The 15,511-nt window shown below is 33.9% G+C and carries 17 protein-coding genes; 8 read left to right on the top strand and 9 right to left on the bottom strand.

Features of this window, described 5'->3' with window-relative positions:
* Positions 1 to 4 precede the first annotated feature (4 nt).
* Entirely contained in the window at positions 5 to 649 is a 645-nt protein-coding gene (locus YN1551_RS05450; protein ID WP_012711673.1) for a 30S ribosomal protein S6e, read from the bottom strand.
* Between the two features lie 77 nt (positions 650 to 726).
* Between YN1551_RS05450 and YN1551_RS05445 the strand changes: the two genes are divergently transcribed.
* Entirely contained in the window at positions 727 to 1,113 is a 387-nt protein-coding gene (locus YN1551_RS05445; RefSeq protein ID WP_012711674.1) for a CbiX/SirB N-terminal domain-containing protein, read from the top strand.
* On the opposite strand, the gene YN1551_RS05440 is transcribed toward YN1551_RS05445, so the two are convergent.
* The 4 genes from YN1551_RS05440 to pcn are packed head-to-tail and all read right to left on the bottom strand — an operon-like array spanning position 1,110 to position 4,351.
* On the bottom strand, positions 1,110 to 1,568 hold the full coding sequence (locus YN1551_RS05440; protein ID WP_012717343.1) for a 30S ribosomal protein S15: 459 nt from the start codon (positions 1,566 to 1,568) through the stop codon (positions 1,110 to 1,112). The two genes, YN1551_RS05445 and YN1551_RS05440, sit on opposite strands and share 4 nt — an antisense overlap.
* Before the next feature lie 23 nt (positions 1,569 to 1,591).
* The gene (locus tag YN1551_RS05435) at positions 1,592 to 2,590 is read right to left on the bottom strand and encodes a methionine synthase (RefSeq protein WP_012717342.1); all 999 of its coding nucleotides are present in this window, start codon (positions 2,588 to 2,590) and stop codon (positions 1,592 to 1,594) included.
* The gene (locus tag YN1551_RS05430; RefSeq protein ID WP_012717341.1) at positions 2,583 to 3,569 is read right to left on the bottom strand and encodes a uroporphyrinogen decarboxylase/cobalamine-independent methonine synthase family protein; all 987 of its coding nucleotides are present in this window, start codon (positions 3,567 to 3,569) and stop codon (positions 2,583 to 2,585) included. The genes YN1551_RS05435 and YN1551_RS05430 overlap by 8 nt, the downstream gene beginning before the upstream one ends.
* 2 nt (positions 3,570 to 3,571) lie before the next feature.
* On the bottom strand, positions 3,572 to 4,351 hold the full coding sequence (gene pcn, locus YN1551_RS05425; RefSeq protein ID WP_012713914.1) for a proliferating cell nuclear antigen (pcna): 780 nt from the start codon (positions 4,349 to 4,351) through the stop codon (positions 3,572 to 3,574).
* A 62-nt stretch (positions 4,352 to 4,413) separates the two neighbouring features.
* On the opposite strand from pcn, the gene YN1551_RS05420 reads away from it, so the two are divergent.
* Positions 4,414 to 5,718 (top strand): cobyrinate a,c-diamide synthase, encoded by a 1,305-nt coding sequence (locus YN1551_RS05420; protein WP_012717340.1) that lies wholly within the window; start codon positions 4,414 to 4,416, stop codon positions 5,716 to 5,718.
* Here the strand turns inward: YN1551_RS05420 and YN1551_RS05415 are convergent.
* A complete protein-coding gene (locus YN1551_RS05415) occupies positions 5,690 to 6,448 on the bottom strand; it encodes a DUF2208 family protein (RefSeq protein ID WP_012711680.1) in 759 nt (252 codons plus the stop codon). The two genes, YN1551_RS05420 and YN1551_RS05415, sit on opposite strands and share 29 nt — an antisense overlap.
* Positions 6,449 to 6,576: 128 nt before the next feature.
* Between YN1551_RS05415 and YN1551_RS05410 the strand changes: the two genes are divergently transcribed.
* From YN1551_RS05410 to YN1551_RS05390, 5 genes are read left to right on the top strand one after another with little or no spacing between them, the layout of a single operon-like run.
* Positions 6,577 to 7,236, top strand: a complete 660-nt coding sequence (locus tag YN1551_RS05410; RefSeq protein WP_012713916.1) for a 3,4-dihydroxy-2-butanone-4-phosphate synthase — start codon at positions 6,577 to 6,579, stop codon at positions 7,234 to 7,236.
* The gene (ribC, locus tag YN1551_RS05405) at positions 7,233 to 7,700 is read left to right on the top strand and encodes a riboflavin synthase (RefSeq protein WP_012717339.1); all 468 of its coding nucleotides are present in this window, start codon (positions 7,233 to 7,235) and stop codon (positions 7,698 to 7,700) included. The genes YN1551_RS05410 and ribC overlap by 4 nt, the downstream gene beginning before the upstream one ends.
* Positions 7,681 to 8,145 (top strand): 6,7-dimethyl-8-ribityllumazine synthase, encoded by a 465-nt coding sequence (gene ribH / locus YN1551_RS05400; protein ID WP_012713917.1) that lies wholly within the window; start codon positions 7,681 to 7,683, stop codon positions 8,143 to 8,145. Before ribC ends, ribH begins: the two co-directional genes overlap by 20 nt.
* Positions 8,142 to 8,840, top strand: coding sequence for a GTP cyclohydrolase IIa (locus tag YN1551_RS05395; RefSeq protein WP_012713918.1), 699 nt, complete (start codon positions 8,142 to 8,144; stop codon positions 8,838 to 8,840). Before ribH ends, YN1551_RS05395 begins: the two co-directional genes overlap by 4 nt.
* Positions 8,813 to 9,952 (top strand): amidohydrolase family protein, encoded by a 1,140-nt coding sequence (locus tag YN1551_RS05390; protein WP_012717338.1) that lies wholly within the window; start codon positions 8,813 to 8,815, stop codon positions 9,950 to 9,952. The genes YN1551_RS05395 and YN1551_RS05390 overlap by 28 nt, the downstream gene beginning before the upstream one ends.
* On the opposite strand, the gene YN1551_RS05385 is transcribed toward YN1551_RS05390, so the two are convergent.
* Genes YN1551_RS05385 through YN1551_RS05375 form a run of 3 tightly spaced genes read right to left on the bottom strand, consistent with a single transcriptional unit; the run spans position 9,919 to position 12,706 of the window.
* Positions 9,919 to 10,668, bottom strand: a complete 750-nt coding sequence (locus tag YN1551_RS05385) for a DNA polymerase sliding clamp (RefSeq protein WP_012711686.1) — start codon at positions 10,666 to 10,668, stop codon at positions 9,919 to 9,921. The two genes, YN1551_RS05390 and YN1551_RS05385, sit on opposite strands and share 34 nt — an antisense overlap.
* A 4-nt stretch (positions 10,669 to 10,672) precedes the next feature.
* On the bottom strand, positions 10,673 to 10,987 hold the full coding sequence (locus tag YN1551_RS05380; RefSeq protein WP_012711687.1) for an RNA polymerase subunit Rpo13: 315 nt from the start codon (positions 10,985 to 10,987) through the stop codon (positions 10,673 to 10,675).
* Positions 10,988 to 12,706 (bottom strand): ATP-binding protein, encoded by a 1,719-nt coding sequence (locus tag YN1551_RS05375; RefSeq protein ID WP_012713920.1) that lies wholly within the window; start codon positions 12,704 to 12,706, stop codon positions 10,988 to 10,990.
* A gap of 39 nt (positions 12,707 to 12,745) precedes the next feature.
* Between YN1551_RS05375 and YN1551_RS05370 the strand changes: the two genes are divergently transcribed.
* The gene (locus YN1551_RS05370; protein ID WP_012717337.1) at positions 12,746 to 15,484 is read left to right on the top strand and encodes a DEAD/DEAH box helicase; all 2,739 of its coding nucleotides are present in this window, start codon (positions 12,746 to 12,748) and stop codon (positions 15,482 to 15,484) included.
* Positions 15,485 to 15,511 lie beyond the last annotated feature (27 nt).

The following is a 15,511-nucleotide window of genomic DNA, read 5'->3' as shown; positions in this document are numbered from 1 at the left end:
TGCTTCACCTTACTATTATGGTATTAATTTGAACTATTTCTTGGCTAATGGTATTTCCTCTTATAGTTTTTCTTCTTCTTTCTCCATCTTCATTCGGGTAGAATCCAGGAGGCCCACTTAGCAATATTTTACGCTTAGCCGCTCCAGTAACATCAAATCGCATTGGGAATCCAGAATTATCTGATCCTCCAGTTATCTTTAACTTAACTGGTAATCCAATCAGTTGATTAGCTTCAAATGTATCACCTATTTTTAGACCAACTAGATTTGTAGCCTTGTCTTGATCAATACTTATTTGTAACGTCTTAGTCCTATATGCAATGGCTTCAAAATCTTCTGCTCCAAACTTCTCTGCCATTGTTTTACTTATCCATACTTCGTTATCTGGTACATTGTTATCTACTTCAACCTTAAAATGGCTTTTTACCTTTACCTTTTTATCCCCTTCTTGTTTGGTTATTTCTAATGTAATGAGCGTATCAATATTTAATAATTGTTTAGTTTTCTCATTAACTTTAGCCTGGGGTACCGCTTTTCCTTCCTTTTCTCCAGCTATAGATTTTATTTGGTCATTTGCCTTTACTTTAACCTTTATTCTTTTAGGCTCTACAGATTGTGGATCTGAAATGACAATTTTGAAGTCCGGCATTTAACAATGCCACCTTTTGTGTGGTATACTTAAAACAAATATATAAAATCGCATCACCATAAGTTACATGAGAAACGTTGTTAGGAGTTTTATTAGTTTTACATGGTAGCAAGATACCAGAATGGAAAGATGTTGGAATTAAGTACGCAGAATATTTATCTAGATATTTTAATTTAGTAGAATTCGGCTTCTTAGAGTTTAATAAACCTACGTTAAGCGAGGCACTAAGTAATCTTCTAGCTAAGGGAGCTAATAAGATAGTAGTAGTTCCATTATTATTTGCAACTGGAACTCATTTCAAAAGAGATATCCCAAGGCTACTAGGTATAGATGGTGACGAAAAGAAAATACAATACATGGGAAAGGAAATTGAAATAATAATAGCCGATCCTTTGGGATTTGATGAGAAAATTGGAGAAGTGTTAGTTAAAAGGGTTAACGAAACTTACAACAAAAACTATTAACTTGCGCCAGCTACTAGTAGTTCTGCCTTTGCAGGATCATAAGCCCATTCTTGTGGAAGCTTTCCAACGCTCTTATAATATGTAGCTAAACGTCTGATCTTTGACTCAACCTCTTCTAATCCTTTCTTGGCTGTCTTATCACGTGGATACTCATTGATATGTCTTCTTATATTTACTGCTTTCCTTATTAGATTGAACAGATCCTCAGGTATTTGAGGAGCTAAACCTCTTTCTTCTAATATTTGAGTAACTTTTTTCCCAACTATTTGCCTAACTAAAGGAATTCCATATTGATCCCTTAATATTATCCCTATCATAGATGGAGTATAACCTCTTTTCACTAATTCTTCTACCAGCATTTCAACTTCTTCTCTGGTTAGCCTCACCCATTTGGGCGCTCCAGCTCTAGCAGGTCTTATTGAATGTGATTTCCCTTTAGCCCTTCTCTTGTTCATCTATACTCACCAAATTACTACTTTTAATCTACACTATATCCTTTCCTTTTAAGTTCTTCTCTTACAACCTTTGTTCCCTCTACCATTGATACCAGTTTTTGATAGGCTATTTTTCTAGAAAGCAATTTCAATCCACAGTCTGGATTTATCCACACCTTCTCTGGTGTGAAATATTCTAAAATTTTTCTTATATCATTAGCGACTTCCTCAGATGTCTCGATCCTTCTATTATGCACATCTATTACTCCAGCTCCAAGTTCCTTATCGAAACCATATCTCTTCAAAAGCTCTAAAGGCTTATAGTTGTAAATTTTAAATGCGAAATTTATCTGATCAACCTTAAGCTCGTTCAAGTATGGTGCAACAAAGCTATATTCACCATAACATATGTGCATAACCAACTTAGCGTTTACACCTTTTACAGCTTCATTTACTGCTTCCACTCCCCAACTTACATCCTCCCTTCTAGTGTGTAAGGCTGGCTCATCAATTTGTATTATTTTAGCTCCAGCTTCTACCAAGTTCTTGATTTCTTGATTTATCGCTTTCGCTAGATCAAAAACTAAGTCCTTTTTATTCTTATAGTATTCATTATAGGACCATTCAGCTATAGTGTAAGGACCAGTTATTGTTATTTTCAAGTTATCAGTATAAGAGACAGATTTTGCAAAAGTAAACTCGTCAACTAGCATTGGTTTCTTGTACTCAATTTTACTAACAACAGAAGGCTTTCTGTAATATGCCGTTCCCCACACTCTTACTGGACCATAGAACTTAAATCCTTTTATTCTCTCAGCGAAAAATTCAACCATCTCATCCCTTCTAACTTCGCCATCTGTAGGAACATCAACTCCTGCATTATAGTGATCTTTAAGCACTGCTATTACAGCATCGCTAAAGGCCTCTTGTAAGTCCTCGTCGCTTATTTTACCTGCCTTATGGAGTCTTATGGATTCTCTTAACCATTTAGGCCTAGGATAGCTTCCAATAACAGTTGTAGGAAGTAAAGGTAACTTACTCATTACTCTCCACCTTTTCTAATTTCTTTAAAAGTTTTAGTTTCTTTACAACAACAACCTCGGGTATAAAGTCAAATAAGGTATTATTGCCTATAATCAAATCACTTACACCTTTTCGCTTAACTGAGTTATAAACTCTAATAATTGTACTTATCTTTTCCATCTTAGTGTTCCTAGCATTTAGTATACCTAAGTATACTTTCCTAGAAGGGAAATACGTATATACTCTCCCAAGCTTCTTCAAATTTTCTATTACATCTATACCGAAATAGTCTACTGGTAAGGAGAAGAGTATATCTAGCCTTTTTAGGTTATTAATTTCAAAATAGGTCATTAGATGCTTCTCTATTTTTACATTATCAAACATAGTTTTGTATATCTCTGGTAATTTCTCTAAAGCATCTCTCTTTATGTTACTACTAAATATTGCAGGTTCATGAATTTCTATTGCATCGACGACATTTAAAAGTTCTTGCGATAATGAATTAACAGCTGATGCGTAATCGATCATTAGGTCTATTGGATTCTTATAATACCGATTATCAGATAGTACATAGTATGTTAAAGGCCCTGGAATTACGGCTTTCAACTTAGAAGATAAACTTAATTCTTCCTTAATTTTCCTAGAGGACTCTAAATCTTGTAGGAAAAGGTTTTCCTCTCTTGTCTTTACATTTATTTTCTCCTTAATTACAGGTTGCCTATAATAGAAGTTGTTATCAAAAAACCTTTGCAAAGGACCTTTTTCAGCACCGCTAATAAAACCAAATGTTACATCAATAACATCGTCCCATCTGAATAGTCCATTGGTAGTATAGTCTAATTTAACATCTCCAGCTAGCTCAAAGAATTTCTTTACATTTTCATTAATGTACTTCTCTAGTTTCTCCTTATCTATCTTGCCCATATTATACCATGAAATTATTTTTCCCAATTTGGGATTTTTTGGAAAACTGCCCACTAAGGCTTTTTTCACATTCATTATCAAACTTTTGGAGCTAATAAATAAGTAACTTTCCCTCCTCCCTCCATATTAAAGGATAACTGAAGAGGCTTCTGGTCACCAAATGCTATCTTGACGAAATCTGAAAGTTTAGTTAATGACAAGACATCATCCAGATATTCTCCAGAATATGAGTTCTTGGAGTTCTTAGAGAATTCTAAATCTTGAAGACCACCAGTATCTTTAGAAAATTCAACTTCAATTTCATTCTCTCCTTCAGCCTTAATCAATATTTTATCTTCATAACCCTCAATGATTACATTATCACTCACTGTTGAAACTTCTGATATTGCTGACTTAAAACCATCTGAAGAAATCGTGGCTGATATATCGAATTGCAGGTTGATTTCTGGAATATTTTCCTCAGATACCTCTAGGTTCCTAACATTAAACTCCCTATTAGTTCCTCCTATAATATTTATGATAATACTCTCTGGAGATTCACTAGATATTTCTATTGCCTCTTTTCTCTTAGCTACTTTCAGAATTTTCATCAGATATTGGGTATTAAAGCCAAACTTAAATTCCTCACTTACGTCATACTCTTTAAACATCTCCTTAGGCAATTTAACTGATATTAGGGAAATGTGAGCCCTATCCAATGCAACTAATTCCACATTATCCTCCTTAAACTTTAATACCGCTTCATCAACTAACTTGGCTAAAGCTTGTACAATATCTTTGAGAACCCTCACATCATCATAAACTACTTTCATGTCAATCAATCTTATATTCCTTTCAAAAGATTTAAGATATATCATACTTTCAATCTAACTAAAGATTCAAAAGATTTAACTATCCTTTAGAGAATATACTTCTAACAATGAGAAGAATATTATTATCATCAGACAGAAGTGGATCGGGAAAAACACTTATCACATCAGCAATTATGAAAGCATTATCTAAAAAATACAGAGTTAGAGGTTTCAAAGCTGGACCAGATTTCATAGATCCCGGGTATCATAAGATTGCCACAGGCTTTCCTTCAATAAACTTAGACTTATGGATGATGGGGAAAAACAATGTAAAGAGAAGTTTAATAAAATATGGAAGAGAATTCGATATAGGAATAATTGAAGGAGTAATGGGTCTATATGATGGTGTAGATACGCTTTACAGCACGTATGAGCTAGCTAAAGTTACTAAGACTCCAGTAATCTTGATAATTAATTGTTCTAATATAGGAAGTACTGTGGGTGCAATTGTAAAGGGGTTAAAATACTATAGAAACGATGTGAATATTCGAGGAGTCATCTTTAATAAAATAGCTTCAGAGACCCATTATAATTATTGTAAGACTGCAGTAGAAGATGTTGAAGTTTTAGGCTATGTTCCATTTGATAAGAATCTGGAAGTTAAATCCAGACATTTGGGCTTGGTCACGATTGAGGATAATAAAGAAGTACAAGACTTAATTAGATATGCATCAGAGTTAGTAGAGAAATACGTTGATTTAGATAAAATCTATGAGATGGCTTCTGATGAAGATCTTGAAGTCGATCTTCCTAAAGATGATGAGAATAAGGGATTAAAACGAAAAATGGCAATAGCTTACGATCCCGCTTTTAGTTTCTATTATCAAGAAAACTTAGATATATTGAGAAGCAGATATGAATTGGAATTCTTCAGCCCACTAAATGACGAATACGTAGAAGATGCAGAAGCTATATATATCGGAGGAGGCTATCCAGAACTTCATCTAAATGAACTAGAAAGATCTATCAAGACAAAAAGTTGGCTTAAAAATTCGTCTTATTCTGGAGTGAAAATCTATGCTGAGTGTGGTGGCCTAATGTACTTGTCTAAAAATCTAATAGATGAGAATAATAAAAATTATAATATGGTGGGTATTTTTGATATTGACCTAAAAACTAAGGATAAATTAACAATTGGATATACAGAATTAGAAGCAATTAATGAAAACTTCATAGCAAACAAAAATAGTTTAGTTAGGGGACATGAATTTCATATATCTAAACCCATTAGCGTTAATGAAAAAGAATTTGTATTTAAAGTTAGAATAGGGAAAGGTATTGTTGATAAATTAGATGGTGTAAAAAGCAATAATACTATTGCAAATTACTCTCACTTGCACTTTTCTAACTTTCAGCAGAAGATTGTTTTTTAAGCTCTATTTTCTTTACTCTTTCAATTAATTCAGCTACCTTGTCTATATCTTGTGAATAAAGCCTAACGTGGAATGGAAACTTTGATGAAGACTTTATCTCAACGTATTTCTTATCCCTATTTTGAGAAATTTGAGCGTCTACTAAATACTTTGATGGTAAAAATACACCCGATCTATCAGTAGCTATAACACCTTTTTCTGTTATTTTATATGATGTAGGCGCCATGGGAATATTAGTCTGAAACTTTAGTACACGTCTGTTCATTAAAAAGCTAACACCGTAGAGTAATTCAAAATACAATACGAAAAATCCAAATTTATACAGCGTATTATCAATGTTGGTGACAAATCTAATTATTACATAATTGTAAATTAATACTAGAATTATCATATATAAGAACATTATACCCATTGAGGAGAAATTCTTCTTCATTACCTCAGTAGTTTCCTTTAAATATTCCTCATCCTTGTTTACAAGTTCACTTGCCTTTTTCTCTTCATATAACGTCCTAGCATTAGCTATCTCACCTAGAGATCTCCTTTCTCTAAGTAAAGGATTTGAACGCATCATTATTACGGATGTTATACCCAAGTAAACCAAAATATATAGTATGTAAAATTCTATAAAATATTTTGGGAAAAAGCTAAGTACTAGCGAAAACAATATCATCATTACTTGTGATAGTAGTACAAACTTCCAGTTGAAGGGATTATATCCAGTAGATGACATTGCTACTATAACTTTAATAACATTGGCTTATATTTCTGTTGGATCAATAATTTAAACTCTCAAATAAATATTGTACTTAGATATGAGTAAATACTTTTTTATACTATTGCAGTTCTGATATTCTTGGGATGGATTTTCTTAGTTTACGTAAAGATTTGGAGTCTGGAATACCGCTATTAATATACGACTTTGACGGAAGAGAGGAAGAAACAGACATGATATTTTACGCAGGAGTAATAAGCTGGAAAAGTATATACACTCTGAGAAAAGAAGCAGGAGGATTGATATGTTACGCAACGTCAAATAGTGAAGCTAAAACATTGGGTTTGAATTTTATGGCAGAAGAGTTAAAACGACACGAATTATACAAAAAATTAGTAAAGAAGCCTTCTTATGGAGATTATCCAGCGTTTTCCCTATGGGTTAACCATGTCAATACAAAAACTGGAATCTCTGACTATGATAGATATATTACAATAAGTGAATTACATAAAATAATAGCTAAAACTAAAACAAATCCAGAAGATGCGAGAAGGGAATTTTACGAGAATTTCATGACACCGGGCCATGTGCCAATACTAATTGCAAGAGATATAAGGGAGAGAAGAGGCCATACTGAATTATCAATCGCGCTGTTACAAAAGTTAGGGTTAGAAAGTAGTGCGGTAATAGCGGAGATGCTAGATGAGAAATTAAGCATGAGTAAAGAAAAAGTAAAAAAGATTGCAAAAAATCTAGGATTTCACTTTATAGAGGGAAAAGATATTTTTAAAGAGGTGGTTATATGACGAGAAAATACGGAATAGCCGATGCAACATTTTCCAGGGTTGATATGGGAAGCATAGCGTATAAGGTAATAAGAAGTGAAGACGATGAAGCGGAGATCATTAGGTATACTGTACCGGGCATTAAAGATTTACCAGTAGCTTCAAAGAGATTACTAGATGAAGGTTGTGATGGTGTAATAACCCTAGGCTGGGTAGGTAAAACGATATTGGATAAGTATAGCTACTTGGCTACAAGCATAGGCTTAATAATGGTTCAAATTCTAACTTCTAAACATGTAATTGACGTAACAGTACATGAAGATGAGGCAGATGATGAAGAAAAGTTAAAGGAGATAGCAATTGATAGGGCTACTAAACACGCTAAAAACTTAGTTAAGCTCGTAAAGGAAGGTAAAAACGCACTAACTAAATACGCAGGGAAAGGGTTGAGGCAGGGGTATAATAATGCAGGAGAAATCGATTAGATTAGGAATAGTAGTAGCCGAGTTCAACTACGATATAACGCAATTAATGTTACAAAAAGCATTGTCACATGCCAAATTCTTAAACGCTGAGGTAAAAGTAGTTATAAAAGTACCTGGGACATTCGACATGCCTCTTGCAATTAAAAAACTGCTTGAGAAAGATTTCATAGACGCCGTAGTGACTTTAGGAGCAGTAATAAAAGGGGAAACTAAACACGATGAAATAGTTGCAAGCCAAACTGCTAGGAAAATAGTTGACCTCTCTACAGAATTCAATAAACCTGTGACACTAGGAATAATTGGTCATGGAGCAACTCATGAGCAAGCTGTTGAAAGAATTGAAGAATACGCAACCAGAGCAGTAGAGGCTGCAATAAAGTTAGTTCAAAGGACGAGAAAGATAGATGAGCTGAAAGAGGTTAAGGAAACGGTGATTATAGATTGAAGGTATTAGCGATAAAGCTTGTAGATTATAGGGAGTGGACTGAGAGACTAGGATATGATAGGGAATGGTTAATTCAAAAAATTCAGAATAAATTCATGATGAAAATTCATGAGATAGCTTCACAATATAGCACATTTCCCCTTCAACTCAGGTTTGATAATTTTTTGATGATAGTTGATGGAATAACTAATACCCAACTTATCTACATGATAAACGATATGCAAGAAAACCTTCCAGTAGGAATAAAGACTTGCTTAGGTTATGGAAAAACTCCGCTAGAGGCGCAATGGAATGCATCTGTTTGCCTAAATAATAAAGAAGACAAATTTAAGGAATATGTGGACGAAAAAATAGCTGCATTACATTTCGATATAAACTTCAACACGGAAGCATTAAAATACACATCTGTATATGACTCATTTTTGGAGATAACCAATATATATGTAGACTTATCGAGATTTTTATACAAGATAGGCGGGATACTGCAATATTTAGGCGGAGATAACTATCTAGGCTTTGTGTCCACCAATAGCGTCAATAAGGTAATAGAGAAATTTAGTGATGATAATAAGATAAAGGTAGGGATAGGGATAGGACAAAATGCGAGAACTGCAATAAAATTGGCTACTACTTCTTTAGAGAAAATAAGGAATAATAGGGAAAAGACTTGGCATATAGAGGAAGAATATCACTAAACGTAAGACTAGCTTTAGTAGGAGAGGAACTAGAAATAAGAGAGAACGTTAACTTAGAAATAGAAGAAGGTATAATAACTCATATAGGAAATGGCTTCTCGGCTGAAGGCATAACATTTAAAAACGGAATCTTAATCCCTGGACTAGTTAACGCTCATGTTCATTCTGCCGACTTCATATGCCAAGAAATGGGATACAATATGCCAATAAGTGAAGTTGTTGGAGATCCGTATAGTATTAAATATGAATGTTTAAGCAAAAATACAAAAGAATCAATCATGAACTCTATAGAGAGATTCGTCATGAGAGGAAGAGAACTAGGTTCTAATATAATAATCGACTTTAGAGAGCAGGGATTAGAGGGAAGCTTACTTTCGAATACTATTAAGAATAAAATGGCTGCTAACGGAGTAAAATATTACTTCCTAGGAAGACTTGAAGAAGATGAATTCAAGTACAGCTATATTTTAAATAGACTATATGAAATAGCTGACGGTTATGGGTTATCTAGTGCTTCTAGTACATCTAATATGGAGTTAATAAGAGATACATTTAAGGATAAAATTAGGGCAGTCCACATATCTGAGACCATGAAGCATTGGTTAAAAAACGATTTAGAATATGTGATGAGGAAATATGACCCAAATCTAATAATACACGGAACGCATCTAAGTGAAGAGGAAATTAACGTTATAAGAGATAAGAGGGCCTCCCTAGTTTACTGTCCAAGGAGTAACCTCTGGTTCTCTGTAGGAATACCAAAGGTTATAAACGGGTTAAAAAGCGGGGTTAACGTAGTGATTGGAACTGACAATGGGGGAGTATTAGATCCAGACATGTGGAAGGAAATGGAAACCTTACTTCTGATTTCCAGAATTCAGGATCCACTTTCCGACTACTCATTACAAATATTGAAGGCCAGTACTATTAACGCTTATAGGTTTTTAGGGATTAGAGGATGGATAGAAGAGGGAAACAACATTGAAGCTGGTTTATTAATTCTTGAGGGGGAGAATTCAGGGATACTAAGCTCAAACAATAAATATATGGGAATTATAAAAAGAGGCAATAAAATAATTTATAACCTTGGTGCTATCCAAAAGATCATGTGACCTCCACTAACTGCTTCCACATCAATTTTCATAGGGAGATTCTCACCAAAGCTCACCATTGTAGGGGCTGAAAAACCTCTTACGCCTGTTATAGCATCCTTAAACATCTCCGCGCTATAAGAAGATGTAGCTGATGCGTCTATGGAGAGTTCTTTTAAGGGCTTATCTTTCATTAGCAATGCAACATACTTTTTACCTTCCTCACCAGCTTCTATCTTTACCTTATCCTCTTCTGTTGAAATCCTCATCTCTTCTCCAACTAAAGATACATCTGCTGCTATCACATTAAGTATGCTCTCATCTGTAGTGAAATTCACGGTCAAATTAACTTTTGGTTCAGTCAATTGTTCAACTTGACCCTTTTCCGCTTTAAGATAAATGGTACTTTTCGCCCCACTTTTCTCGTCTCTTATTATAATCTTTAATCCACTGTCGGTCTCACTTAACTCGATCGTAGCTTTCTTTGACCTAGCTTTTGAAAGAATCTTCTTTACTGAAGAAACGTCTAATTTAACTGAAGTGGGACTATCAATACTATATTCACTCAAAACGTCTTTAGGTATTCTTATAATTGCCATCAACACTTTGTCTTCAGTCAAATGCCTCGAAAATATTCCATCTTCCGTAAAATTTAGAACAATAGAATCAGTAACTTTTGTAATAGAATTGATGAACGAGAAAAAGTCTTTCGCATTAGGGTAAATAATCTTAAACATAACTTTAACCCTCTACACTCTTTTCTTTTTTATTGGTCTTTTTAACCTTTTTACTAACCGCTTTTTTAGCTTTCCTTCTGGAATCCCTCTTCTCGTAATCCTTATAATTGTCCTCAAATAACCTCTTAGCTTCATCTACAGAGATCTTACCATTCAATAAATTATCCCAAATTTCAGTATTTTTCATTAGCAACTCTATATCTTGTATTGAAAGTTTTGGAAACTCCTCCTCTGATGTCTCCTCAACTTCCCTTTCTTCACTAACTTCCTCGTCAATAGTCCCTTCCTTTTCCTCCTCTGTTGACATACCAGATACCATTTATTTTAAAGAATTAAGCTTTACTAAAAGTATATCTATACTATCCCCGCTTATAGTAACTACGTGACCCCTTTCTAAAGATCGAATAGCTTGATAAATAGCCTCGTATCTATCCCTATCGCTCCCTCCCAATGCCCTACTTAAGTAGTCTAACTCTTTCGGCTCAACAACATTAAATATAAAGATATAACTTGAATTTTGGAAAATATTTTCTATATTCTCAGTTATCTGAGATATCAAAATCATTCCCACTCCGAACTTTCTTACCTCCGCGAATAACCTCTCAACAATTTCTAACCCAGTCTCTTTACCTAGTATAAAAGGCGCCTCATCTATAACCAAAAATTTCCACAAACGAGAAATTCCACGCCTATATAGATAATTTCTAAAATCTCTAAGTATAGTCTCAATCAAAATATATTTTAGCTCATCCGTAGCAACTTTAGAAAAATCCAGAATTATATTACCCTCAAAGATCTTTTTCATGTCCAAACTATTGCCACTTAAAATTTGATTAGACAAAAATTGTATATAAGGTTCTATGGAAGATAGCCTAGAAAGATCTTGTGAATTCTCAACCAATTTCTTTCTTCTTTCTATCATCAATAGCACATCCCTAAAAGTCGGTGGTGTTGAATTCCAACTACTCTCATCGTTCTCATCGATCCCTTTCTCAGCGTAGGTATCCATTATGATATTAAAAATATCTATAGTTTGCAAATTGCCAAGTCTGAAAATGGACCTTAGCATATAAGCAACCTCCAGTGCCCTTTGCCTAGGTGATGCGCCATTTAATGAAAGTGGATTTAACGAATTTTTAGAGATATCAATCCTCTCTCCACTTTCAATCTCGTATTCTCCATGTAAATCAAAAACTAAGTAACTAATATCTGAAAATTTTCCAATAATACTTTTAGCTAAACTAGACTTTCCAGATCCACTCGTACCCAATATTACTATGTTATAATTCTTTGATTCGTCAAAATTTAGATGAAATTTCAAATTGGAAAATTTTCTCCATCCGTATTTGGTGTTAGATATCCTATTAACTAAAGAAGGAGCCAATATTCCCTCAATATAACCCAACTCTATCCCCTTTTCCTTTATAGAATAAGTAGCTAATTGCGTAAATAGGAAAGGAAATGAGAACCATGACAAGATAATCAAAGGGAAAACGAGATCATTTGAAACAAGAAGTGTCAGGACAAATGATGCCATACTACCAATAAATAGAAAGAGATTGGACAAAACTTCATAGAAAACCAGAAAGGACACCACAACGAACAACCCACCGTAAATAATCTTATTTTTACTAATATTAACATTTAACCTGGAAATATTTAACAAAATCTCATCTGGAAAACTTCTTCTAGAAATCCCCAATATAGCTCCAATAACAATGGTAGCAAGAGCATAATATCCTAATAGATTTAAGAATGTAGATAAGATAAGATTGAAGTCCACATTATTTGAAATAATTAACGCGTAAGCTATTGCTGTTACATAATAAAGGAATGAGACTATTATGGATGAAAACATTAAAGTGATAACTACTGAGAATATTATCATCAATATGGGAATTACCAGCAATAATATAGACAAATTATTTACTAGCTGACTTAGATTACTTCCAAATGTCAAATAATTCATTAAACGATCAATTAGGTAAGCTATGATAAGCATTAGTAAATTAGCCACAATGTGTCTCTTCTCATACATTTATATATTCCCCTTTAGTATTACATTACTGCTAAAGTAATGATAAATGTAACCAATGAATTCTTGGTAAGACTGAAGAAACTTGGTTATGAAGACCTAACACCAATCCAGAAAATAGCAATACCTAAAATACTCTCCGGAAAGAACGTTTTAATCATAGCACCAACTGGATATGGGAAAACAGAGGCTGCAATATTACCAATATTTTACACAATTTTCAAAGATAAACCAGAAAAAATATCAACACTCTACATAACTCCCTTAAGAGCGCTAAATAGAGACCTTGAGTCAAGGTTAAAAAGAGTAGGAGATGCATTTGGTATCAGCGTTAACGTTAGACACGGAGATTCTTCCCAGAGGGAAAGGAAGGAAATTTTAGATAACCCACCTGACGTATTGATAGTAACTCCAGAAACATTATTATACTTAATACTGAACGATACTTTTAGGAAATACTTTACAAACCTGAAATGGATAATAATAGATGAATTACAAGAAATGTTAGACGAGAAAAGAGGAATTGAACTCTCTGTACTACTCCAAAGAATCAAAAAGATAACAAGAAATAGAATTCAATTAATAGGAATTTCTGCTACCATAGGAGATATTGAGATGGCAAAAATATACTTGGATAGGGAAGGAGAAGTAGAAGTAGCAAGTATTAACGCAATAAAGGATATAAAAGTAAATCTGATCCTTCCTAAGGTTGAAAAGAAAGACGCAGATTTAGCAGTAAGGTTAGGATTAAGGCCAGATACAATTGCAAGACTCGAGAAACTTAACGAGATTATAAAAAATAATAAGCCAATCATAATATTTACAAATACTAGGGAGACTAGTGAATTCGTAGCCAATCATCTCACAAGCAACTACTCCTTAAAAATAGGTTCTCATCACGGTTCATTATCAAGAGAAATTAGGATAAAAACGGAAAACGACTTTAAGAGTGGAAATATAGACGCGATAGTTGCAACTTCAAGTTTAGAGCTAGGTATAGATATTGGTAGAATCAATCTAGTAGTCCAATACATGTCACCTAGACAAGTGATTAGGTTAATTCAAAGGGTGGGAAGAAGCGGACATAAAATAGGTAGAACGTCTATAGGTTACGTTATACCTTCAGAGGACGTTTTCGATATTCTAGAGTGTAGAGCAATAATAGAGGCATTATATTCAAGTTATTTGGAAAAACCGCTATTTGAGGAAAACCCGCTTGATGTTGCAGCACATGAAATAGCGGGAATGGTTTTAGAGGGCTATAAAAATCCTAACGAAATCTTGGAAATTCTACGTAATTCATTTTATTTCAAGAACTTCACGGACGAAATGTTCGAAAGTGTGATAGAACTCCTAGAGAGTGCTAAAATAGTTAAAAGAAGGGAAGATGGAAGCCTAGTCCCAAGTAGAAGAATCTGGAAATATTATTACACTACTAATATGATACCAGATTCCATTAGAAGCTATATTGTAATCGACCACGCTACTAACATCAAAATAGGTACTTTGGATGAAGATTTCGTAGCCTCGTTAGATGAGGAAAGCGTGTTCATTTTAGGAAGCAAGCTATGGAAAGTCGTATCTATTGAAAACGATAGGATATTCGTAGAAAGAGCTGAACTAAAAAACGGAATATTGCCAAGTTGGTTTGGGGAATCAATTCCGGTTGAGAAAGAGATAGCAAGGAAAGTTTACGAGTATATTTACATGTTAGAAAAGGGAAAAATAGAAACTGAGGACGATAGTATATCTAAAGTAGTAAGGGAATTCGTAGAAAGAGGATACCCAGAACTAAGACCAGATCTTATCTTAGTTGAAATAGTAAAGAATAACTTAATTATAATTCATTCACCATTTGGTTCAAGGGGGAACAACACACTTGGTGCAATAATTTCAGTTATGTTAGATGTGGAAAAACAGACCAAAACATCCTATAGGGCAGATCCATATCACATCGCAATATCTTCTGTACTACCAATAACTGAAAATGACATGGAAAAAATAGTCAATACACTAAATTCCTTGCCTATAATTAAAATAGTCGAAATCTTAAAGAGAGGAATAAAGGAAAGTCCGCAATTCAAGTGGAAATTATTAGTGGAAATAAAGAGGTTTGGAATGGTAGATCCAGAAAAGGAAATAACGCTTACATCATCCATTATAAAAGCTTATGGAGATACAATAATCGGAGAAGAGGCAGTTAATGAGCTATTGGTGAAAAATTATGATATAGAAATATTAAAGGAACTCAAAAACTACAGCTGGAAAATAGTTGAGGTTTACGAAGCATCTTCCTTAGCTAGGCAATTTCTTGATAAAATCCTTAATTACACTGTATTTGACAAAGAGGAAAAACCACTTATGATAGAGATCTTCAAGAAGAGACTAGTAAACAAGGAGTTAAGGCTAATCTGTCTTTCATGTGGATGGAATTCAATTTATTCTATAATCAACTCACCTAACAAATGCACTAAATGCTCCTCAATCTTCTTAACGGCAACTAATCCAGATGATAACGATTCTATAAACATAGTGAGAAAAGCGATAAAAGGGGAGAAATTAACAAGTAGGGAAAAAAGACAATTAGAAGACCTAAAGAGAATTGCCTCCTTCTTCCCAGATTACGGTAAATATACCCTTATAGCATTAGCAACCAATGGAGTGGGACCAAGTAATTTAGGCAAAGTTTTAAGTAAATTAAGTGAAGGGGAAAATGAATTTTACATGGCCTTAATAGATGAAGAAAAAAGGTTTATAAGAACAAGAAAATACTGGCACTAATCTTAAATTTAAGCCTCTTAAAAGTTT

Origin of the sequence: Sulfolobus islandicus Y.N.15.51 (assembly GCF_000022485.1) — an archaeon.
In the GTDB taxonomy this organism is placed as follows: Archaea; Thermoproteota; Thermoprotei_A; order Sulfolobales; family Sulfolobaceae; genus Saccharolobus; species Saccharolobus islandicus.
This window is presented reverse-complemented; position numbering and strand designations above follow the sequence as displayed.